This is a genomic window from Bacteriovorax sp. BAL6_X, from assembly GCF_000443995.1.
GTDB lineage: Bacteria > Bdellovibrionota > Bacteriovoracia > Bacteriovoracales > Bacteriovoracaceae > Halobacteriovorax_A.
In genome coordinates this window covers 325240-345646 of record NZ_AUMC01000006.1, presented here as the reverse complement: position 1 = coordinate 345646, position 20407 = coordinate 325240, and the positions used below count along the sequence as shown (strand labels likewise).

The 20407-nt window shown below is 37.1% G+C and carries 20 protein-coding genes; 8 read left to right on the top strand and 12 right to left on the bottom strand.

Annotated elements, in window-relative coordinates; translation table 11 throughout:
* Positions 1–3 precede the first annotated feature (3 nt).
* From M902_RS05900 to M902_RS05890, 3 genes are read right to left on the bottom strand one after another with little or no spacing between them, the layout of a single operon-like run.
* Positions 4–1743, bottom strand: a complete 1740-nt coding sequence (locus M902_RS05900; RefSeq protein WP_084710467.1) for a GspE/PulE family protein — start codon at positions 1741–1743, stop codon at positions 4–6.
* 14 nt (positions 1744–1757) lie between these two features.
* On the bottom strand, positions 1758–4127 hold the full coding sequence (gene gspD, locus M902_RS05895) for a type II secretion system secretin GspD (protein WP_021267075.1): 2370 nt from the start codon (positions 4125–4127) through the stop codon (positions 1758–1760).
* 15 nt (positions 4128–4142) lie between these two features.
* Positions 4143–5591, bottom strand: coding sequence for a type II secretion system protein N (locus M902_RS05890; RefSeq protein ID WP_021266895.1), 1449 nt, complete (start codon positions 5589–5591; stop codon positions 4143–4145).
* 243 nt (positions 5592–5834) lie between these two features.
* Between M902_RS05890 and M902_RS05885 the strand changes: the two genes are divergently transcribed.
* Complete coding sequence (locus tag M902_RS05885) at positions 5835–7601, top strand: acyl-CoA dehydrogenase family protein (RefSeq protein WP_021266951.1); 1767 nt, start codon at positions 5835–5837, stop codon at positions 7599–7601.
* A gap of 74 nt (positions 7602–7675) precedes the next feature.
* On the top strand, positions 7676–9346 hold the full coding sequence (locus tag M902_RS05880; RefSeq protein ID WP_021266763.1) for a VCBS repeat-containing protein: 1671 nt from the start codon (positions 7676–7678) through the stop codon (positions 9344–9346).
* Between the two features lie 54 nt (positions 9347–9400).
* Here M902_RS05880 and M902_RS05875 read toward each other — a convergent pair whose 3' ends face one another.
* The 4 genes from M902_RS05875 to M902_RS05860 form a co-directional block, all read right to left on the bottom strand.
* On the bottom strand, positions 9401–10009 hold the full coding sequence (locus M902_RS05875; RefSeq protein ID WP_021266738.1) for a transposase: 609 nt from the start codon (positions 10007–10009) through the stop codon (positions 9401–9403).
* A gap of 131 nt (positions 10010–10140) precedes the next feature.
* Positions 10141–10644 (bottom strand): YtfJ family protein, encoded by a 504-nt coding sequence (locus M902_RS05870; protein ID WP_021266829.1) that lies wholly within the window; start codon positions 10642–10644, stop codon positions 10141–10143.
* A 9-nt stretch (positions 10645–10653) separates the two neighbouring features.
* Positions 10654–11001, bottom strand: coding sequence for a hypothetical protein (locus M902_RS05865; protein WP_021266639.1), 348 nt, complete (start codon positions 10999–11001; stop codon positions 10654–10656).
* Positions 10988–11488 (bottom strand): hypothetical protein, encoded by a 501-nt coding sequence (locus M902_RS05860; RefSeq protein WP_021267000.1) that lies wholly within the window; start codon positions 11486–11488, stop codon positions 10988–10990. Before M902_RS05860 ends, M902_RS05865 begins: the two co-directional genes overlap by 14 nt.
* 73 nt (positions 11489–11561) lie before the next feature.
* Between M902_RS05860 and M902_RS05855 the strand changes: the two genes are divergently transcribed.
* Entirely contained in the window at positions 11562–12239 is a 678-nt protein-coding gene (locus M902_RS05855; RefSeq protein ID WP_021266617.1) for a hypothetical protein, read from the top strand.
* Positions 12240–12261: 22 nt separating this feature from the next.
* Positions 12262–13293, top strand: coding sequence for a CpaF family protein (locus tag M902_RS05850; RefSeq protein WP_021266809.1), 1032 nt, complete (start codon positions 12262–12264; stop codon positions 13291–13293).
* On the opposite strand, the gene M902_RS05845 is transcribed toward M902_RS05850, so the two are convergent.
* From M902_RS05845 to deoC, 3 genes are all read right to left on the bottom strand, one after another.
* Positions 13288–13557 carry a putative flagellar operon protein gene (locus tag M902_RS05845; RefSeq protein ID WP_021266552.1) on the bottom strand — a complete coding sequence of 90 codons (270 nt, stop codon included), beginning with the start codon at positions 13555–13557 and terminating at the stop codon, positions 13288–13290. The two genes, M902_RS05850 and M902_RS05845, sit on opposite strands and share 6 nt — an antisense overlap.
* Positions 13558–13647: 90 nt before the next feature.
* Positions 13648–13935, bottom strand: a complete 288-nt coding sequence (locus M902_RS05840; protein WP_021266732.1) for a hypothetical protein — start codon at positions 13933–13935, stop codon at positions 13648–13650.
* 71 nt (positions 13936–14006) lie between these two features.
* Complete coding sequence (deoC, locus tag M902_RS05835) at positions 14007–14675, bottom strand: deoxyribose-phosphate aldolase (RefSeq protein ID WP_021266837.1); 669 nt, start codon at positions 14673–14675, stop codon at positions 14007–14009.
* Positions 14676–14758: 83 nt separating this feature from the next.
* On the opposite strand from deoC, the gene M902_RS05830 reads away from it, so the two are divergent.
* Genes M902_RS05830 through M902_RS05815 form a run of 4 tightly spaced genes read left to right on the top strand, consistent with a single transcriptional unit; the run spans position 14759 to position 17957 of the window.
* On the top strand, positions 14759–15709 hold the full coding sequence (locus tag M902_RS05830) for a sensor histidine kinase KdpD (protein WP_021266759.1): 951 nt from the start codon (positions 14759–14761) through the stop codon (positions 15707–15709).
* A gap of 1 nt (position 15710) precedes the next feature.
* Positions 15711–16388, top strand: coding sequence for a response regulator transcription factor (locus tag M902_RS05825; protein WP_021266992.1), 678 nt, complete (start codon positions 15711–15713; stop codon positions 16386–16388).
* Between the two features lie 22 nt (positions 16389–16410).
* Positions 16411–17178, top strand: a complete 768-nt coding sequence (locus tag M902_RS05820) for an enoyl-ACP reductase (RefSeq protein WP_021266926.1) — start codon at positions 16411–16413, stop codon at positions 17176–17178.
* A gap of 2 nt (positions 17179–17180) precedes the next feature.
* A complete protein-coding gene (locus M902_RS05815) occupies positions 17181–17957 on the top strand; it encodes an exodeoxyribonuclease III (RefSeq protein WP_021266611.1) in 777 nt (258 codons plus the stop codon).
* A 62-nt stretch (positions 17958–18019) separates the two neighbouring features.
* On the opposite strand, the gene M902_RS05810 is transcribed toward M902_RS05815, so the two are convergent.
* Positions 18020–19219 carry a M20/M25/M40 family metallo-hydrolase gene (locus M902_RS05810; protein WP_021266733.1) on the bottom strand — a complete coding sequence of 400 codons (1200 nt, stop codon included), beginning with the start codon at positions 19217–19219 and terminating at the stop codon, positions 18020–18022.
* A gap of 148 nt (positions 19220–19367) precedes the next feature.
* Entirely contained in the window at positions 19368–20405 is a 1038-nt protein-coding gene (locus M902_RS05805) for a uroporphyrinogen decarboxylase family protein (protein WP_021266866.1), read from the bottom strand.
* Positions 20406–20407 lie beyond the last annotated feature (2 nt).

The window sequence follows — 20407 nt, the reverse complement described above, 5'->3', positions numbered from 1 at the left end:
TTGTTATTCGTGACTCTCGTCTTCGCCTTCAATATTAATAGCACGGTTCATTTCTGCAATTGAAGTAATTCCCATAAGGACCTTTTCAATAGCATCGTCTCTAAGAGTTTTCATCCCGTACTTTTGGGCAACTTTTTTAATTTGTCCAGATGGGGCAGAGTTAATAATTAACGAGCGAATTTCATCGTTAATCATAAGAAGTTCTGCAACAACAGTCATTCCCGAGTAGCCTTTATTGTCACAACTTGGACAACCTGCGGCTTCGTATACTGTTGAGCCTTCTGGTATTTTATTAATCCCTAAAACTTCGAGATCGAAATCTGTTATATCTTTTGGCCTCTTACACTCTTTACAAAGAGTTCGAATAAGTCTTTGTGCTAGTGCACCAGAAAGGGAAGAGGCAATCATGAATGGCTGAACACCCATATCAATCAGACGGTTTGGAACCGATGAAGCGTCATTGGTGTGAATTGTTGAGAGAACAAAGTGACCAGTAATTGAAGCCTGAATTGCCATTTCCGCAGTTTCGTAGTCCCTTGTTTCCCCAACCATAATAACATCAGGGTTTTGACGAAGGATGGCACGAAGTGCTTTGGCAAATGAAAGTTCAATCTTATGGTTTACCTGAATTTGTGAAATTCCTGGTACTTCATATTCCACTGGATCTTCTACTGTGATAATCATTCTATCAGGTGTGTTAATTCGACTTAACATCGCAAATAGAGTTGTCGACTTACCGTGACCTGTTGGACCTGATACATACACAATCCCATCTTTTCTTTGTGATAGGGCATCAAGGTTATCTAGAACCTTTCCATGGAACCCAAGATGGTCTAGCTGAAGAATATTATTATCTTTTTCAAGAATCCTCATAACGATACGCTCACCATTTTGAACAGGTACCGTCGAAAGACGAATATCAATATCTTTACCGGCCATTTTAATAGGAATACGCCCATCTTGTGGAAGACGTTTTTCTGCAATATCTAGCTTTGCCATAACCTTAATACGTGAGGCGACAGCGGAGTGAGTCTTTAGAGGTTGTCTTAAAACTTCCGTCATAACTCGGTTAATACGAAAACGATAAATAGACTCTTTTTCATAAGGCTCGATATGAATATCGGTAGCGCGCTCTTTTACTGCTCTAAAGATTATTGAGTTCACGAAGCGAATAACAGGGGCCTCGTCTGCTCCTGCATCTAAGATGTCAATTGGTCCATCGAGATCAAGAGACTCATCGAACTCATCTTCAAGAGACTGAACCATATTCTTATTGGCCTTCTCATAAACACGGTTAATGGCATCATTAACTTTTAGAGGCTGGGCAACAGAGATATGAATATCTTTTTTAAAGATCTCTCTTAAATCGTTAATAGCATCAAAATTGAAAGGGTCAGTGATAATCACTGAAACAAAGCGGGGAGTTTCCATCACTGGAATAAGCTCCTGAGTCTTTGCATAATTGATGGGAATATTTGTAATAAGTTCCGGGTCAATTGAGTCCACGTCAATTTCAGACTCATATGGAATTTCAATTTGGTGACAAATTACTTTTGTTATATCGTGAGGGTGAATATAGTTCTTTTTTAATAGAATTTCACCAATAAGCATTCCAGACTCTTGTTGAATCTCTAGCGCCTCATCTAATTGCTCACGCGTAAGAGAGGTGTGCTTAATTAAAAGCTCACCAATCTTTTCTTTACCGTGTTCAAATGTTTCTAGCATTTGGTTTCTCATTAACATTAAGCCTTTTTAAATTACTTCTTAATCACAACTTCTTTATTTGAAGACTTAACTTTTACAGCTGGTGCCTTCTTCGTTGCCGATTTCTTTGCGTTTACTTTTTGAACGATATCATTGTAGCTTGGCTCATTTACAGATTCGTTCATAACGCTATCCTGATTTTGTTGCTTGTAATACTTATTACGTTGCTCATCATATAGTGGACCTTGCTCTTGTTTTTGTGCCTTGTTGTAAAGACCTTTCGCTGTTGACTTGAATGGGTCTTTTTCACCGTGGAACTCTTTGAGGTGTGAAGCACGACGGTTTAAGTTCTCTTTTACAGTACTTGCAACATCTTCTTGGTAGTTATCAAGAATCTTTGGCGTTAGGAACATTAACATATTGAGTTTTTCTGTTTGAGTCGTCGTGTTCTTAAATAACCAACCAAGAACTGGGATATCACCAAGTAGGGGAACCTTACTTACAGAATCAGTTGTTTTATCTCTCATCATACCGCCCATTGCAATTGTATCGCGATCACGAACAGTTACTGTCGTTACAGCACTTCTTACAACAGTACCAACACCTACAGCTTGTACACCAGATGGTAGTGCTCGACTTGAGAAATCTTCAAAGTTTTGGTCAATTTTTAGCTTAATATATCTCGTTACCTTGTTTATCTGAGGAGTTATCTTCATTTTTAACGTAACGTTTTGTGTTTCAAGTGATGTTGTTGTTGAACCGTTTGATGCTTGCGTTTCCTTCGGTACAGGAATTTTTTCACCAACTTCAAATACACCTTCCGTATTATCTTGAACAAGTAGTTGAGGTGTCGATAAAACATTTGTATCACCGTTGCTTGCAATAGCTGATACTAGAGCGTTAACAGAGTCGATCTTAACAGTTTGACCATTGATCTCTGTCTCAATTTCGTTACCAAGTCCAATTCCTGCAAATAGACCCCCAATCGAAGTCCAAGTCCCAGAGATTAGTTGAGTAAGTATTGAGCCTGAAGTACCGTTAATCGAACCAGCTTTATCAACTGCACCTGAACCGTATGCTCCAACAATAGAGACACCTAGGTCACGTGACTTTGAGATATTTGTTTCCATCACAAGACCTTCGATAAATACTTGGTCTTTTGGTTGATCTAGTTTCTTAATAACTTTTTCAAGTGTAAGCCAGTCAGTAGGTGAGGCCGTAACAACAAGAGCGTTATTTGATTTATCGGCAGTGATTCTTACTTCTGCATTGAATAGTTCGTTATTGTCATCATTTGAAGTTCTAGAAAAACGAGAAGTCCTTCTCGTACTCGATGATGATCTCGACTTTGATCCACTAACAAGCTCAGATAATGTTTTTGACATATCTTCTGCATCACCATGATAGAGGTAGTAAACGTGGATTTGTTCGTTATTTGAAGCAACTAACTCAACATCAAGCTTATTAATAAGCTCCTTCAGTCTCTTTGCTCCACTTGAGTTTGCCATGGCAATAATTGAGTTTGTACGTGGCTCAGCTGTAAGTTTTGAAATAACTTGCCCTCCACCGTCTGAACTTCTTCTTGAAGAAGTCTTCTTCGATGTATCATCTTTTAGAATCTTATCTAATAGTTTAGCAATTTCAGAAGCTGAAGTATTCTTAACAGGAATAATTTGAAGAGTTTCTTCGTGTCCTGGAACATCGATAAACTTAATTAAACTCATTAAACGATTAATGTTAGAACCAGTATCCTGAATGATAATTGTATTTGTTTGTTTGATCTCAATAATACGCCCGTAACGAGACATGAAAGGTCTAAATGAACGAGAAACTTCAGTCGAATCAATATTTTTTAGAGCAATAATCTTCATTAGGTAATTTTCTGTTTCTGGAACATAGTTACCTGTGTAAATTTTTGTTGGGATGTAGCGAATATCTCTTGCTTGTACGATCTTGTAAAAAGCACCAGATTTAACCATTGTTAGGCCATTCATATTAAGTGCCGCTAAATATGCTTTCCACGCATCACCAACCGTAATTGGAGTCGGTGCCGAAATTGAAATCTTTCCTTTAAGGTCTTTGTCGATAATAAGATTAAGACCCGTAAGCTTTTGCATATGTTTTGTTAGGTCTTGTAGGGAAGTGTCTTCAAAATCAAAGCTTGTAACAATCTCTGGCCCGAATGCAGTTTCTGGGTTTAAGTTAACGTAAGCATCGTCAGATTTTTTTGGTTGGACCGCTGTTCTACCAAAAGCATCACTTCCTGATTGTGGATTCCCACTATTGAGTAGATTGGCAGCAGAAGGAGTCGTATCTCGATTAACCTTCGTTTTTGATTTAAATTGTCTAAACTGTGCCTGTGCCGGATCTGCGGCCAGACATAGTAAAGATAGTGCTGAGAGATTTAAAAATAGTTTCTTCATCCATGATCCCTATAATTATTCGACAAAATTGTAGTTGTAGCTTTGCTGAACTCCGTTTCTTTTAATACCGAGTTCGTAATAGTCCGTAGACTTAATTTTTCCAAACATTCCCATAATTTGATTCATGTTTTCGATCTTTGCGCCGTTAATTTCACAAATTATGTCATCATTTTGAACATTTAAATATGAATAGATTGAACCAGGTTTTACTTCTGTCATTTTGAAGCAAAGTGATCCATCTGGATTCTTAATTGTTATGGCCTTGGCCTGAGTAAGAACGTCTCCAATATTGCTTAGAAGAGAGTCACGAAGTTCTTTCTTGATTTTAAAGTTATTTCCTTCAACCTTAATATCTTTATTGAATTCAGGCATAACTTCTTTCGCTCTACTTGGAGGTAGAATTTTCGTGTTGGCCTTGCGTGCAAAACGTTTCGCTTTCTCATCAACATTTGCAATGAATTCACATTCACCAGTTCTTAAGTTTTTAAAGATAACTTTTTGGCGAGTGATGCTTCCAATCTCTGCGATATTATTGATCTTCCCACCAACACGTACGTTTTCAACTTTTCCACGGTTAGAAATACTGGCAACTGACTTCTTTGAATTTTGTAGAACGATCGTATTTAACAGCTTAAAGCCAAGCCTAGATTCTTGATCGGCCGAGATACAAACCTTAACAACGTTCTTTGGACGTTTAACTTTTGTTTCTGTTTTTTCATTTTCATCTTCTTGAATATTAAAAGGGTTGTAATTTCTAATATTAGCAATCGATGGATTGTGGTCGTATGTAGTAGGGCGACTAAAGTTTGTTTGGAATTTTGCGCTGCTATCTTTTCCACTTAGAAAAAGAGCGGCAAACTTTCCAATCTGATATAAGAAGGCACAAGTTAAGAGAATTAAGAAATAGTGATGAATCTTTGGACGAGACTCATTACTTAGAAGGTTTGGAAGAAAATATTGGGCACCTGACTGGTGAGCTTTTCCTCTTTTGCCAGCGCTTACTTTTGATAAGTCAAAGTCTTCTGTTTTAGACTTAATCTTATCAAGCATGCGTTGCATGACATTGTACTTATTGTCTGAGTCTGCTTCTAGTTCGTCTTCTTCATCATCTGAAAATTCTTCAGAGTCTTCGTCTTCTGTATTATCTTTCGATTTGTTAGAAAGCTTACTCTTTAGCTTTGATAAGAAGCCAGCGTCTTCTTCTGAAGCTTCAAGATCATCAATATAGACTTCTAGAGTTGGATCTTCCAACACATGCTCATCTTCTTGATGATCGTCTAGTTGAGCTGCTGGTGGAGGAGGAAGTGGGACGTCGACATCTTCTTCGTAGACTTCGCCTTCATACTCTTCCTCGTACTCTTCGCCATCGTGAAGAGTTTCTTCATGCTCACTATATTCACTGTCATCCTGTTGCTTGGATAACTTTGATTTAATTTTTGAAAAGAATCCTTTCTTTTTCGTCATTAAGTTTCTTCTTGAAAGTTTTTATATTTTAATACCTTATAGTATTTTAAGGTTGTTTACCCAAAGCATCAACCATTGATATATTCGGTAAGAATTTTCTTCGTTGGCAGTTGAGTGTTTTTGTCAGACAAACTTTAATAAGTGTTTGCTTTGATTATTTGACGTATGTCGTGCTAAAATGTCAGGGAATTCTAGTCAATCAAATTTCTACCCATATAGATGGATTTAAAAAAGGACTTAATGATGAGTGAAGAAAAGCAAATGATGGACTCCATTGTTGGAGATCTATTCTTTGGTGAAGTTAAAGAAGACAATGTATTTCCATACCCTGGTTTTACTGATGAGCAGCAAGACTTTGGGCGAGAAATGGTGAACGCTGTAAATAAGTTCTGTGAGGGGACTTTAGACGGTGAGAAAATGGATCATGAGGGTGTGATCCCACCAGAAGTAATGCAAGGTCTAGCTGAACTTGGGCTTTTTGGAATGGGTGTTCATGAAGATCTAGGTGGTCTTGGCCTTGACTATACTCTTTATAGTCGCGTTTTTGCAGAAGTTGCCTCTTTTGATGGTGCAGTTGCAACAATGATTGGTGCTCACCAGTCAATTGGTTACCGCGCATTACTTAATGAAGGAACTGAAGAACAGAAGGCAAAGTGGCTTCCACAACTTGCTTCAGGTGAAAAGTTAGCGGCATTTTGTTTAACTGAGCCAGGATCAGGTTCTGATGCATATTCGATTAAAACAAAGGCCGTTGATAATGGTGATGGTACATATACAATCACTGGACAGAAACTTTGGATCACTAATGCTGGAACTGCAGAGTTCTACTCAGTATTTTGTAAGACAGATCACGAAGTAGACGGAGAAACAAAAGAGAAAATCTCTTGCTTTGTTATTGAAAAGGGAATGGAAGGTCTTTCATTTGGTGAAAAAGAAAATAAGATGGGAATACGTGCATCTGAAACACGTGCAGTCTACTTTGATAAAGTAATTGTTCCTAAAGAGAATATTCTTGGTGAACTTGGGAAAGGTTTTAAGATTGCGATGAACGTTCTTAACTCTGGACGTCTATCACTTGGCGCTGGATGTGTTGGTGGAATGAAAACAATTCTTAAACTTGCAACTGAGCACGCAAAGGGCCGTAAGCAATTTGGTGCGCCTATTGCTGAGTTTGGTCTTATTCAAGATAAGCTTGCTCTTATGGCAGCAAGAATCTATGCTACAGAGTCAATCGTATACATGACTACTGGTAATATGTGTAAAGGTCTAAATGATTACTACCTAGAAACTGCTGTTTGTAAAATTTATGGTTCTGAATCTCTATGGGAAGTTGTTGACCAGGGGATGCAGATTGCAGCTGGTAATGGTTATATGAAAGAGTATCCGTATGAAAGAATTATGAGAGACTCACGTATTAATATGATCTTTGAAGGAACAAATGAAATTCTAAGAATCTTCCTTGCTCTTTCTGGTATTAGAAACCCGTCTGAAAGTATGAAAGCACTTGGTAAAGCGGCTGACGTTTCAAAGGCACTTCAAGATCCGATTAAGTCTGTTGGTGTTTTAACGAACTTTGCAAAAGGTCGTCTATCAAAGATGATTGGACAACGTCTAATTACTAAGCACCACGCAAAACTAGATAAAGAAGCTGGTAAGTTTAACTCTCTTTTAGGTCAATTTGCGATTCAAGTTGAAAATACTCTAATGAAGTATGGGAAGAATATTATTGGAAATGAGCTTCCACAAAAGAGAATTGCTGAAATGGCAATGAACCTTTACGTTATGCTTGCTGTAATTTCTCGTACAACTTCAATACTTAACAGTGATAAAATTGAACAAGATAAGAAAGACTACGCCCTAAACCTTGCGCGTGTAGCACTTAAAGATGCAAGAGCTATTGTCGTGACAAACCTTAAGGCAATGACTTCACATGATGACAAAGTTGTTAAAGAAACTTCTGATCAAGTTTGTGCAAATGATGGTTACGGTCTAGATATCATCAACTTCTAATTATTTTAAGACAATTTAAAAAAATAATCTCTTAGGCCCTAGTAAAAAATGCTAGGGCCTATTAGAATATTGATATGAAATATTCTCTCCTGTTACTTTCTTCGGCCTTACTCGTAACTTCTTGCTCTAGTAGGGTTATCAAAAAGAAAGAAAAGAAATCAAAAACTAAACAAGTAAAGCTCAATTATGGGCCAAGTAAGTCCTCTTCAAAATTTGTCGATGTGACAGAAAAAATGGGCCTAAGTGGTATTAAGGCCTCACGTGTTTACGTTTATGATATTAACAGTGATGGAAGAGAGGATCTCGTTTTCTTAAATGGAAATTATTCTGTTCCTCAGTTTTACTTGGCCACAGACGAAGGCTTCGTTAAAGCTAAGAATATCTATTTTGAAGATGATGTTCAGGTGACATTTTTACAATTTGCAGACCTTGATAAGGATGGGATCGTTGACGTTGTGACAGGGATTCATAACCAGAAGTCGGCCTTAACAAAAAAACCTCTTGTTTCATATAAGGGAAGCTCGTCCCGAAATAATGGAATTGTATTTAGAAAGTTTGGTGAAACTAGCTTTGACTTTATAGCACCAATTTCCAATGTAAATATCTTTGACTACGACAATGATGGGTACTTAGATTTTTTTGTCGCTAATTGGTTTGATCGCAATAAAGAAGGGGAGGCAATTGAAAACCGTCTCTTTACTTATAAGAAAGGTAAGGTCTTCGAAATCTCAGGTGCTCTAACAAGTGAACTAGACCAGCGTGGTGATACATATATAAATATAGCTCCTACCTTTTCTTCAAGTATTTGTGATATCAATAATGACGGAGTCCCTGATATTTTAACGAGTAACTCTGCTGGTCATCCAAATAAGCTTTGGCTTTCAACAAAGCGTGGGAAAAATACTGTCTACACTGATGCTGGCCAGAGTTCTGGTTACAGCATGGATACAATCACTAGTGGTGGCCGCTATAACGGAGGGAATTCTACCTTTGCCATATGTGGTGATTATAATAATGATGGCTACTACGACATTGCCATGGGAGAAATCTCTCACTCGCTTGATCTAGCCTCGCGCGATCGTTCAAGTATTTTGACGAATAAGGGCCTTAAGAAGATATCATTCATCCGTACTGAGTATACAAACGATGAGGCGAAGGCCAATTGGAACCAAGGTGATATGAGAGGGCTTTGGAGTGACTTAAATAACGATGGGCTTATTGATTTAATTGTTGATAACTCTGGCTTTCCGCCTCACTCAAGACTTGTCTCATTTGTACAAGAAAATGATCATGAGTTAGTTAACCGTGCGCCAGATCTTGGAATTGATATTGTTAATCCAAGCTCAACTGTCGTCCTAGACTTTAACGATGATGGTAGAATGGATATTCTAACGATTCAAACAAATACTCGTGATTTTAGAATAGGACCGAGAGTTTATTTATTCGAAAATCAACTCCCGCAAAAGAATTTTATCAAACTTAAACTCATTGGAAAAAAGTCTAATAAAGAAGCTTATGGTGCGAAGATCATCGCAGATACTGATAAGGGGAGTACTCTTACTCGCCAGCATTTTCCGTCATTTGGTCAATTTCAGCCACAAAACACATCTTATATTCATATTGGTCTTGGAGAAGAAAAGGTTAATGAAGTCGTCGTTGAATGGCCTTATTTGTTAAAAAATGGGAAGAAGCTTAGAAAAACATATCCTGTTTTAATGAACTCAACGACAATCATAAAAGAGTAGGTGCCAAGAGTAGGTGCCAAGAGTAGGTGCCATGCTCCTTTGGTTTCGCACATGCTAAATACGCCTAGAGGTTCTATTATTTTTTATTTTAAATTCAGGCCTTGTTAAAGCATCTTTAATTTTAGTCGCTGAGAATTTATCATCTTCTTGGTTTACCCATTCTAAAAAAGTTTTAGTTTCTCCAAATATTGGTTCTTTTAATTTAAAACCTAAATCTTCATTTTGTATAACATAAGATAGTGTCGAAAATTTATAGTTTTGACATTCTTGTGTAATACCTTTTCGATTCGGGTTTTGATAAATATAACGTAGTACGGTTTGATAATATTTTTGGTCTTTAACAATTGACCACTTATAGCGATCTCCAAAAATACGGTTAATCCGACCTGTCTCTCTTCTTATCAATTTACTTAGGTGAGAATTCATAAAGAACATGAATCGATCGATGTCACAATTTGGAGTCCAGATTAAGAGGTGATAGTGGTTTGTCATTAAGACAAATGCTTGAATTTCGACAGGATGATGGTTTTGTGCATATTTGATTGATTTCAAGCAATAGTTCCAAACGGTCGACATGGGAATATCAAACCACTCTTTATTATTTGTTCGGATATAAATGTGGTATGGACAAAGGTTCGTTCTAATTATTGGTTTTCTTGGCATTCAGAACTGATAACTGAGTTTTATAATGATTAAAATTTAAAACGGAAAGTTATTTTGAATATTTCGAATGTGAAAACTGGGGAGAGTGGCACCTGCATGTTAGCAGGTGCGAAACCAAAGGAGCATGGCACCTACAAATTCTTTTTAATAATTGCAATCATCTCTTTCACCTGGGCAGCACTTGCTTTTCCATTGATCTTGTAAACAAGGTTACCAGACTTATTGAAAACTAGGATATTTGAATCGTCATCTTTAACGATTCCTTTCCATTTTTTAACGATTACTTTTTCAAGGTCTTTTACATAAAGTGTGTTGGGATATTTCTTTTGCTTATCTTCTAGTGCACCCTCTAAGATTGAGTTTGGAAGCCAAGTTGCATCCATATTTATAATTGCAATTGAAGCATACTTTGTTAGGTCAAACTTTTCACGTGCAAGGGCCTCTGAAGCATGATTATTAAGGTCTTTTTCGTCAGGATCGACGTAGAATAGAACATGAACTTTATCTTTTAGCTCTGATGAAGACCAGGCCTTCCCATTTAGTCGACCGCCATTTTCACCTGAGATTTCAACAATTGCAGGCTTCATTGCTAAAGTCGATACACATAAAAGTGCCATTATAATAATCTTATTCATTCAGTTCTCCTATTCGATAAAAGTTTTATTAAATATTTGCTTTAAGTTTAGACTAAATTTAGAGTCTTTTTGAACTGTCTTCTTTAACACTTTTGCACGAAGTTGGTCATTATATTCAACTAGTTCCTGCATCAGTTCATCAAACTGGTTTAGCTCGATAACATTTGGCACTCTCGTTTGAAAGAAATCTTTTAATTGCTTGATACGATTTTTTTCAATATCGAGAAAGTTTGTTAGCTTGTGCTCTTCGTTACCGGAAGTCTGTTTCTTAGGAGGCGGAGCAAACTCATCTCCTAATACTTTTTTTATATGCTGATCAATTTTTTTTAGATCATTATTTTCATTATCTTCTGACATTTTCGTCTTCCATGATTGAAATTATCTTTTCAAGTTTCGCACCTTCTTTAGCAAGTGCTTTAATAATTCTCTGCGAAGAAATTGTTCGTCCGAACTCATCAAGACATAACTGCACATCTTCATTTCTTATATTAGAAGCTGAGATATCTATGAAGTCTAATATTTTCTGTTCTTTATTTGTAGGTCTGGCCGCTTCAAATTGGTAATACTTAGGAAGATCTTCAAGTGACTTAAAAATAGGGAAACGGGTCCAAATATCTTCAATATCTGAAATGATATAGAAAGGATAAGGAAACTTTGGAGAAAGATTTTCTTCTTCTAATATATTAGATAAGAGTCCTAGTAACTTTATGAGTCGATCTCTTTGGAGCTTCGATGCATCAAGGTAAAGTGGTTGATGACCAACACGATAGGTTTTCATCGCTAATCTTATTTCCTCTTTACCAATGGCCTTGAGTTTAAATTCTTCTAAAATAGGTGTTTTCATAGATCTATTATAACAGCAGCAGCTAATTAATATAAAGCTGGAATCTCACCTAATTCTCATTTATCATAGTTTTATGGAATTAGATTATGTAGAACTTCCCGAGAGATTTTGTCAGCTACTTTTGAATGATGTTTCAAGCTCGAGGAACACATCTGTCGATTTTCAAAGATTTCTCTTTGAATCACCTGCAATGGCCAGGATTCTCTATCGTATTTTAAATGGCGGTGTGGAGACTGATTTAACTTCACTTGTAAAGAAGTATGGCTGGCATGGAATTCGTGATCGTCTCTTGGCCTACTACATGAACTTTCTCTACAATAGTAATCACCCTCATGCTGTTGTAACCGAAGAGGTTGAGGATATAAAAAAAATTGAATCACGATTTCGTGATAAAACGGTAAGTGGTTATTCTCGTTTAATTTCACTTGGTATGTATCTCAAAGTTTCTTGTTATGAGTCTGATCTTGAAAGTATTGAAGATCATCCTTATTTCCCTGATCGAAGAATTGATCAATTATTAGCTTTGTCAAAAAATAGAAATATTCGAATTGATATCTTGATTCTAATGCTTGTTCATTTTTTAAAATACTTAGGTGAAGAAAAACTCTTTGGACTAATAAGGGCCAAGCAGAGCTTTGATACTATTGAGTCATTGCTTTCTAATGATCAGAAATATCAATTACAAAAGAATATAATCAATTACGCCTTAAGTATTGGAGACACTGACTTGATTGCGTCACAAACAGTTTAAGACAGTGTGAAAAAGGAAAAGTATGGCAGAAAATAGTGTGTGGAAAATGTTAGAAGACCTTTCAACGAAGAAAGGAATTTCTGAAATCGTGATTAACGGTTCAAAGAATGTTTTTGTTGAAAGAGCGGGAGAGTTTATTGGACTTAATGTTCCTCTTAATAAAAAAGATATTCTAGAATTTTCTAATGAAGTCGCACTGTTTAATAAGAAGAAGTTTTCAAATGAGAACCCAATCTTAGATGGAAGGCTACCAGACGGCTCACGTATTAATATTATAAGTGAACCATACTCTTCTCAAGGTACTTCTATTACAATTAGAAAGTATCTTTCAAATAACTTCGAATTAGATAAGCATTCTCAATTATTTGGTATTAGTGAAAAATATATACCTTTTTTAAAATCACTTATTAAGGCCAAAAAAAATATCTTAATCTCTGGTGGTACAGGTTCAGGGAAAACGACATTTATGAATATGCTTCTAAAAGAAGTTTCTCAAGATGAGAGAATTATTACAATTGAGGATACGTTAGAGTTAGTCGTTGGTAATTCAAATTGTGTAAGACTTGAGGCCGGTTTAACGAGTGGCAAAGAAGGTCTTTCAATGAGTCAGCTTGTAAAGAACACTCTTCGTATGAGACCTGATCGAATCTTTATCGGAGAGGTAAGAGGTGCCGAAGTTTTTGATATGATTCAGGCGATGAATACTGGGCACGATGGCAGCATGACTTCTATTCATGCTAATTCTCCAGTGGAGTGCTTACAAAGAGTTGAAGCACTATTTTTAATGGCCGGTTTTGATCTGCCATATCATGTTGTACGAAAATATATTTCAACTGCTGTCGACTTTGTTATTCAACTTGGAAGAACTGATGATGGACGAAGGCAAGTAACTCAGGTGATGGAAGTAAATAGTATGGAAGGAAGTAATATTCTTACGACCTCTGTTCTTGAGATAGAAAATGGTGAACTTATTTTTAGTGGAGCGGTACCAAGTCTTGCTAATGAGTTAGCGAAAAAAGGGGAGCTTCCAACTAATTATTGGAATAGTTTATAAGATCATTGTTGCATCAATCTTGGTAAAGATATTATCACTAAGTTCATCTTTGTTCACTGCCGTTATTAGGCAATAACGATCAATATCGAGAATAAAGGCAGCTTCATCAGTGATTACTAAGGATTCTTTTGAACCTTTTAACTTTAATTTATGAGCAGCTTCATTTAAGCGACAATAGTCGATTTCACTAAAGTGAATTTGGCGTTCTAGAAGCCTCTTTTTTGCATGTTTTGAAATTGTTAATTGGTGTGTGACTCTCTCCATATAACCTTCCTGGCCTTGGCCTAAATGACTCTCATGTCATTGTGGCACTTTGCTAGACGCAATAGTAGGTAGGCAAGGGTAAAGAAAATCTTATAACTTCTTCAACTCATTAAGCTCTAGTAAAAGACCAAGCTGTTGGTGTCTAAGGTTCTGGCAACCTGATTTGAAGTAGTAATTTCTCGTGTTCTTAATAAGTGATTTAATTCGATTTCGAATGTCATCATTTACTTGAGAATTCTCTGTGATTTTCTTTTTGATGCTTATGAATTCACGAGTATTTTCATAAGCTAGGTTTTGGTCGAGCTGCTCACATGGCAGACTGGCGTATGCCTTAATTGAAACTAAAGTAACAGTTGCTGATAGCAAAATAGACTTCATGAAAACTCCTTGTGCGAGTCCCTCTCTCATCCACGTTCTATCAATAGCATACTAAGATGCAAACTTACACATTAGTAAGAAGTTGTGATATTTTTTTCACCTTCCATTATTGCGACGCCAGAACTTGTTCCGAGTCTTTTAACACCCATTTCTAGATATTTACGTGCATCTTCTAGACTTCTAACTCCACCAGAAGCCTTAATTTCACACTTTCCTTGAGCCTCATCAATCATTATTGAGACCACTTCAGGGTTTGCACCCCCACTTGAGAACCCTGTCGAAGTTTTAATAAAGCTAGCTCCAGCACTTATTGATGCTTTGGCCGCTAAACGAATTTCTTTTTCATTCAATAGACATGTTTCAAAAATAACTTTTACAACCTTTCCGCTTGCGGCCTTAACAACTGCTGCAATATCTTGCTCAACATATTCAAGATTGCCTTCTTTTAATCTCCCTATATTTAAAACCATGTCGATTTCATCAGCACCTTTTTCAATAGCATCCTTTGTTTCAAAAACTTTTGTTTCTGTTGTCATGGCACCAAGAGGGAAGCCAATCACTGTACAAATAAGAGACTTTGTTGGATCTAGGTGCTTCTTTGCTTCAAGGATATTACTAGGGTTTATGCATACCGACTTAAAGCCATACTCATTAGCTTCTTGGCATAGCTTCTTAATTTGTAGGCTACTTGCTTCAGGCTTTAATAAAGTGTGGTCAATAAATTGAGCGATGTCTTGCATAAATTCCTCGATTTAAATTCTTTGATATATTATTGAGATTATTTCCTTAACTTATAGTGCCAATAATTGCTAATATTTGCAATATGGCACTTATTAAACGCGGACCATTTTTTATCCATCCACTCTTTATCTTTATATCGAGCTTGGTGGCCTTAGGGATTTCTTTATATCTCTATATTTCTTCTTATTTAGAAGTAAATGCAAAGTTAACGGACTTTGTGAAGAAGTCTAATATCCCACTTGTGCAGTTTCAACAGACTGAGACATGGGTTATGATTCTTATTCTTTCGATACTTGTGTCATTGATAATTATAGGCTTTAGTATGGTTTTCTATTACTACCAAAAGCTTCGCCAGCTCTACCGTATGCAGCAAAATTTTATTAATGGATTTACTCATGAGTTAAAGACGCCCGTTGCCTCGATCTCTATCTTTATTGATACCTTGAAGCGCCACAGTTTTGAAAGAGAAAAGCAGTTAGAGTATCTTGATATCATGAGGCATGATACGGAGAGGTTAGGGGATAATATTGAACAAATCCTTCAATTAGGTCGTCTTGAAGAAAAGAAAGTTGAGCCAGATCTAAGACAGATTAATATTCGCCAAACAATTGAAGAGTTTGTTCATCGCAATCGTCATAATTTTTCTGAACTTGAGGTTTCCTTTGTCCATCTCGATGATGAAGAGTCTATCGAATTTGATCGTAAACTATTCGATATTCTTTTAATGAATATCCTGACCAATGCCATTCGCTATAATAGCAAACAGGTTAAGACTATGGAGATTATCTTTCAAAAGGGTAAACGCTTTAGTGAATTGTTCTTTGTCGATAATGGGGATGGAATTGACAGTAAAGATATTAAGAATATCTTTAAAAAATTCTATCAAGCAGGTAAGTCTTCAAAAGGGAGTGGTGTTGGACTCTATATGGCCATGCAAATAATGAGAATACACGGTGGCCGCATAAGTGCAGAAAGTGTAGGCATAGGCGATGGGACAACTTTAAAATTAATATTTAAAAATAAGGTTAGTTAGTATGAGTCGTATTTTACTTATTGAAGATGAGCAAAATATTGCAAAAGGAATTATCTTAAATCTTGAACTCGAAGGCTACGAAGTTGTTCATGCAAGCCGTGGTGACCAAGGGATTAACTTCTATCGTGAGCAGGATTTTGATCTTGTGGTTCTTGACCTTATGTTACCAGTGTTAAGTGGTGAGGATATTCTCGTACAAATTCGTGAGATTAATGAGAAGACACCTATTCTTGTTCTGTCTGCTAAAGATAGCTCTAAGTCAAAAGTGCGCTGCTTTAATTTGGGCACAGATGATTATCTATCAAAACCTTTTAATCTAGATGAGTTTATTTTACGTGTTAAACGGCTTTTAAAGCGCTCGAGCTGGACGAAGAAGGAAGTGTCAGTATATCAATTTGGTGCCAATGAGATCAATTTTTCGGACTTTAAGGCCAGCTCACAAGGAGAGGAATATACCCTTACTGAGCAGGAAGTGAAGATTTTGACACTTTTAACGCAAAATGAGGGTGAAGTGGTGACGCGCGGTGAGTTACTTGAATTATTAGGCTACAAAAAGGATTCAAATACTCGTACCATTGACAACTTCATCGTACGTTTTAGAAAATACTTTGAAGTAAACCCAAAGCAACCAAAACATATAATTAGTATCCGCTCTGTCGGCTACAAATTTATTAAATAATAAAATAAAAATGGAGTAATAAATGGGAATTTTAGAAGGAAAGAAAGTTCTAGTCCTAGGCCTTGCAAATGATAAATCAATTGCATGGGGAATTTCAAAGCAAATGAAAGAACAAGGTGCACGTCTTGCATTTTCATACCTAAATGAAGCTCTTCAAAAAAGAGTTGAACCTCTCAGCGCCGAAATTGGTGGAGAGTTTACATTTGAGCTTGATGTTCAAAACGAAGATCATATGTCTCAAATGGCAGATATCGTAAAAGAAAAATGGGGTGAGGTTGATGTTATTGTTCACTCACTTGCATTTGCAGATAAAACAGACCTTAAGGATCGTTTTCATAAGACAAGCCGTGAAGGTTTTAAGATGGCACAAGATATTTCAGCATACTCACTACTTGGTGTATGTAATGTTCTTAAACCACTTATGGCAAAAGACTGCTCTATCATCGCTCTTACTTATCACGGGTCAGTAAAGGTTCTTAACGGATACAATGTAATGGGTGTTGCTAAGGCATCTTTAGAATCAACAATGAGATATCTTGCTGATGACCTAGGTCCAGAAGGAATTCGCGTAAACTGTATTTCAGCGGGGCCAATTAGAACTCTTGCTGCTTCTGGTGTTCCAGGACTTAAAGGTTTCTTAAATGACGTTGAAGAGAAGTCGCCACTTCGTCGAAACGTAACTCAAGAAGATGTTGGTGGAGCTGCTGTGTTCTTAGGCTCACGCCTTGCAAATGGTGTAACTGGACAAGTTCTTTACGTTGACTCTGGTATTTCAATTTTAGGAGCTTAGTTTTGACTAAAATTTCTAGTTGGAACGTCGCAGGTCTTAGGGCCTGCGAAAAGAAAGGTTTTTACGATTGGTATTTAGAAGATGATTCAGATGTAATCTGCCTACAAGAAACAAAGGCCTTACCTGAACAGTTAAGTGATCGCTTAAATAATCCTGATCATCATGAAGTGCTTATTGCGCCGGCCGAGAGAAAAGGATACTCTGGAGTCGCTACTTGGGTTCGAAAAGGTGTTAATGTTAAACACACGATTGGACTTGGCATTGCAGAGTTCGACTGTGAAGGACGAACGATTATTTCTGAATTCGATGACTATATTCTTTTTAATTGCTATTTCCCAAATGGGCAAAGAGATCACGGACGTGTTCCATATAAAATGGACTTCTGTCGTGCCGTTGCTGATAAGGCCTTAGCTCTTAAGAAGAAAACGAAGAAAGAAGTCGTGATCTGTGGTGACTACAATACTGCTCATACTGAAAATGACCTAGCGAACCCAAAGACTAATAAAAAGACAACGGGCTTTCTTCCTCTTGAGCGGGAATGGATGGATGAGTTTAAGGCCCAGGGCTTTACTGATCTCTTTCGCGAATTCACTTCTCCTGATGAGAATGGCCACTATACTTGGTGGACTTATCGTGGAGACTGTCGTGCAAGAAATGTTGGCTGGCGTATTGATTATTTCTGGTCAACAGATGATTTTGTATCACGAGTGAAAAACTGCTGGCATCAGCCAGATGTTATGGGGAGTGATCACTGCCCACTTTCAATAGAATTTAAGTAATCGACATAAAAAAAAGCCAGCATAAGCTGGCTTTTTTATTTTTATCAAAGTTGAGAGATATCCTATCTATCAAGTTCGATTGTGAATGCTAGTGCAAGTTTCGCAAACTTTAGAGCATGATCAGCAGTTCCACCCATATTATCTAGAGTGTCACGAGAAGAGTGGATTCTTCCATTCATTTCACGTTTGCGCGTTTCAAATGGTGTTGAAGCAGGGAAGCCTTGTGCAGTCCATGAAGCATGATCTGAACAAGCGTAACCACAAGTATCACGTCCCCAAGAAAGTTCTGGAAGGTACTTATCTAATAAAGAACCTAGGAAGTTATTTTGTGCTTCATTTGTATAATCAGTAATGATTGTGATGTCATCGTTCGAACCGTTGAAGTTCGTCATATCAAGCTGCATAACTCCAACAACATTCTTTCCTTGTCTTTTAAAAGTCTGAGCAATTTCTTTTGAACCTAGAAGGCCAACTTCTTCTGCTGCATAAGACATAAACATAATTGTCTTTTCTGGTTGATAGCCACTTTGAGCTAGAGTCTTTAGTACTTCTGTAACTGTTGCTACACCAGAAGCATTATCATCGGCACCTGGTGCGTGAGCGTTTGTGCGTCCCCACCAACCTGCGATTGAATCACCGTGACCACCGATTACAATAACATCGTCAGACTTTCCTTTGATTGTCGCGATAACTGATGGCTGTGGGTATGAAGAGTGACTGAAGAAATCAACACTGATATCAGAACGGTGTGATGTTAGGCTTGTCCAATGGTCTTTAAGCCACTGTTGAGAGTCAACACCCGTTTGAGACTTGTAGTATCTATTGTTGAAACTTGATAATTTTTCAATAACAGCTCTAATTGAGCTTTCTTTTGTATTTGCAATGGCCGATCGAACAAGGTCTTCTTGATTGATTGTATAGTCAGCTAAGAAGGCATTAATGTTAGAGTTTTCTTTTTGCTCTTTTACAAACTGAAGTGCTTCTTCTTTTGTTTGGAACGCAAAGAAACCACCACATCTTTGGTGCTCTTCGTGAGCTAGGTGTGAGATTTCGGCCTGCTCGCTCATTATTTTTGTTTTTGCAATAACAAGGTCTTTTTCAACCTTGATAATATCGATTTGTAGATTTGAGTGTAGACTTTGAGTTGATTGGAATAAATCCTTTCCTGTAACAATATAGTTGTGCTCAAATGCATAAGAGTTAAATGTTAGTAGTGAGAGTCCTGCTAGTAACTGAAAACAAATCTTGCGTGTAATTTTCATCTAACCTTCCTTGGTTATTATATAACTGTAACTAAATTATTTTAGGGGCATTCGGATAATTAAAATAGAGATAGATTCTATTATCTTCTTACATAGATGGTGAAGAAGGCTTGTAGGAAGGGGGTTTGGGCGCTTTGCGCCCAAATAATTAATATTGGAATCTTGTTTGAATTAACTCGACACTCTTGCGTACATTTTCTTGGTCAATCCATTGAAGACAGCCGTGGCCAAGTCCGCAAATCCATTTATTCATCGGTGCATTGGAATTTTGTACTGATTCGTATAGATCCATCCATTTCTTCTCTAGAGTCTCCCAAGGAAGTCCTAGGTATGCTGGTTCTAGGTTTCCTTGAATATAATAGTCATTTCCTAGAGTATTTAAAACATGACCAAGATCATGACGCCAGTCGATACCTAAGACATCAATATTGTCATCTTCGATAGCTTGTAGGTATCTCAGGTGAGTCATTTTCGAGTAGTAGATTACTTTTTTATTTGGGAATTCTTTTTTGAATTCAGCTGTGACTCTCTTTAATACCGGAAGAACTTTTTGTGTGTAATCTTCAAAGTTCAGCTCACCTGCTGCTGTATCAAATAGACACATTGCATCCGCTCCACCAATGGCCTGTGCTCTCATTTCTCCAAGTAGTTCAGGGATAAGTAGGTCAACAAATGCATCCCAACGTCCGTCGTATAATCCAATTTTCGAGCTATAAAGTGCTCCTGCGTGTGAGCCTTCAACTGCATATGTGTATAGAGTAAATGGAGCACCTACAAAGCCTAGAAGTGTTTTATTACTTGGAAGAGCATCCTTTAGAAGAGTACATGCTTCACCTTGAAACTTATAGAAATTCTCTGCTGAGTCTAAGAATTTAAGACCTTTTACATCTGCAACTGTTTCAAGCTTCATTTCAAGCTTTGGCCCTGGTGCATATTCTAGTCCCATTCCCATTTGTTCTAGTGGGAAAAGTAGATCTGAGAAAAGAATAGCAGCATCAAACTTAAAATCATTGATTGGTCCCATTGTAACTTCACAGGCAAGTTCTGGTTTCTTACAAAGCTCCATAAATGTATTTTCTTTTTTCATGCCTTGGTAGTGATCATGATAGCGCCCAGCTTGTCTCATAAACCATACAGGTACAAATTCTTTTCCATTTTCATTTTTGCGATCGTTAAATAATCCCATTT

Excerpts from the sequence above, each read along its gene's own strand:
- M902_RS05900 (WP_084710467.1), bottom strand. The coding sequence starts at position 1,743 with ATGTTAATGAGAAACCAAATGCTAGAAACATTTGAACACGGTAAAGAA.
- gspD (WP_021267075.1), bottom strand. The coding sequence starts at position 4,127 with ATGAAGAAACTATTTTTAAATCTCTCAGCACTATCTTTACTATGTCTG.
- M902_RS05890 (WP_021266895.1), bottom strand. The coding sequence starts at position 5,591 with ATGACGAAAAAGAAAGGATTCTTTTCAAAAATTAAATCAAAGTTATCC.
- M902_RS05885 (WP_021266951.1), top strand. The coding sequence starts at position 5,835 with ATGAGTGAAGAAAAGCAAATGATGGACTCCATTGTTGGAGATCTATTC.
- M902_RS05880 (WP_021266763.1), top strand. The coding sequence starts at position 7,676 with ATGAAATATTCTCTCCTGTTACTTTCTTCGGCCTTACTCGTAACTTCT.
- M902_RS05875 (WP_021266738.1), bottom strand. The coding sequence starts at position 10,009 with ATGCCAAGAAAACCAATAATTAGAACGAACCTTTGTCCATACCACATT.
- M902_RS05870 (WP_021266829.1), bottom strand. The coding sequence starts at position 10,644 with ATGAATAAGATTATTATAATGGCACTTTTATGTGTATCGACTTTAGCA.
- M902_RS05865 (WP_021266639.1), bottom strand. The coding sequence starts at position 11,001 with ATGTCAGAAGATAATGAAAATAATGATCTAAAAAAAATTGATCAGCAT.
- M902_RS05860 (WP_021267000.1), bottom strand. The coding sequence starts at position 11,488 with ATGAAAACACCTATTTTAGAAGAATTTAAACTCAAGGCCATTGGTAAA.
- M902_RS05855 (WP_021266617.1), top strand. The coding sequence starts at position 11,562 with ATGGAATTAGATTATGTAGAACTTCCCGAGAGATTTTGTCAGCTACTT.
- M902_RS05850 (WP_021266809.1), top strand. The coding sequence starts at position 12,262 with ATGGCAGAAAATAGTGTGTGGAAAATGTTAGAAGACCTTTCAACGAAG.
- M902_RS05845 (WP_021266552.1), bottom strand. The coding sequence starts at position 13,557 with ATGGAGAGAGTCACACACCAATTAACAATTTCAAAACATGCAAAAAAG.
- M902_RS05840 (WP_021266732.1), bottom strand. The coding sequence starts at position 13,935 with ATGAAGTCTATTTTGCTATCAGCAACTGTTACTTTAGTTTCAATTAAG.
- deoC (WP_021266837.1), bottom strand. The coding sequence starts at position 14,675 with ATGCAAGACATCGCTCAATTTATTGACCACACTTTATTAAAGCCTGAA.
- M902_RS05830 (WP_021266759.1), top strand. The coding sequence starts at position 14,759 with ATGGCACTTATTAAACGCGGACCATTTTTTATCCATCCACTCTTTATC.
- M902_RS05825 (WP_021266992.1), top strand. The coding sequence starts at position 15,711 with ATGAGTCGTATTTTACTTATTGAAGATGAGCAAAATATTGCAAAAGGA.
- M902_RS05820 (WP_021266926.1), top strand. The coding sequence starts at position 16,411 with ATGGGAATTTTAGAAGGAAAGAAAGTTCTAGTCCTAGGCCTTGCAAAT.
- M902_RS05810 (WP_021266733.1), bottom strand. The coding sequence starts at position 19,219 with ATGAAAATTACACGCAAGATTTGTTTTCAGTTACTAGCAGGACTCTCA.
- M902_RS05805 (WP_021266866.1), bottom strand. The coding sequence starts at position 20,405 with ATGGGATTATTTAACGATCGCAAAAATGAAAATGGAAAAGAATTTGTA.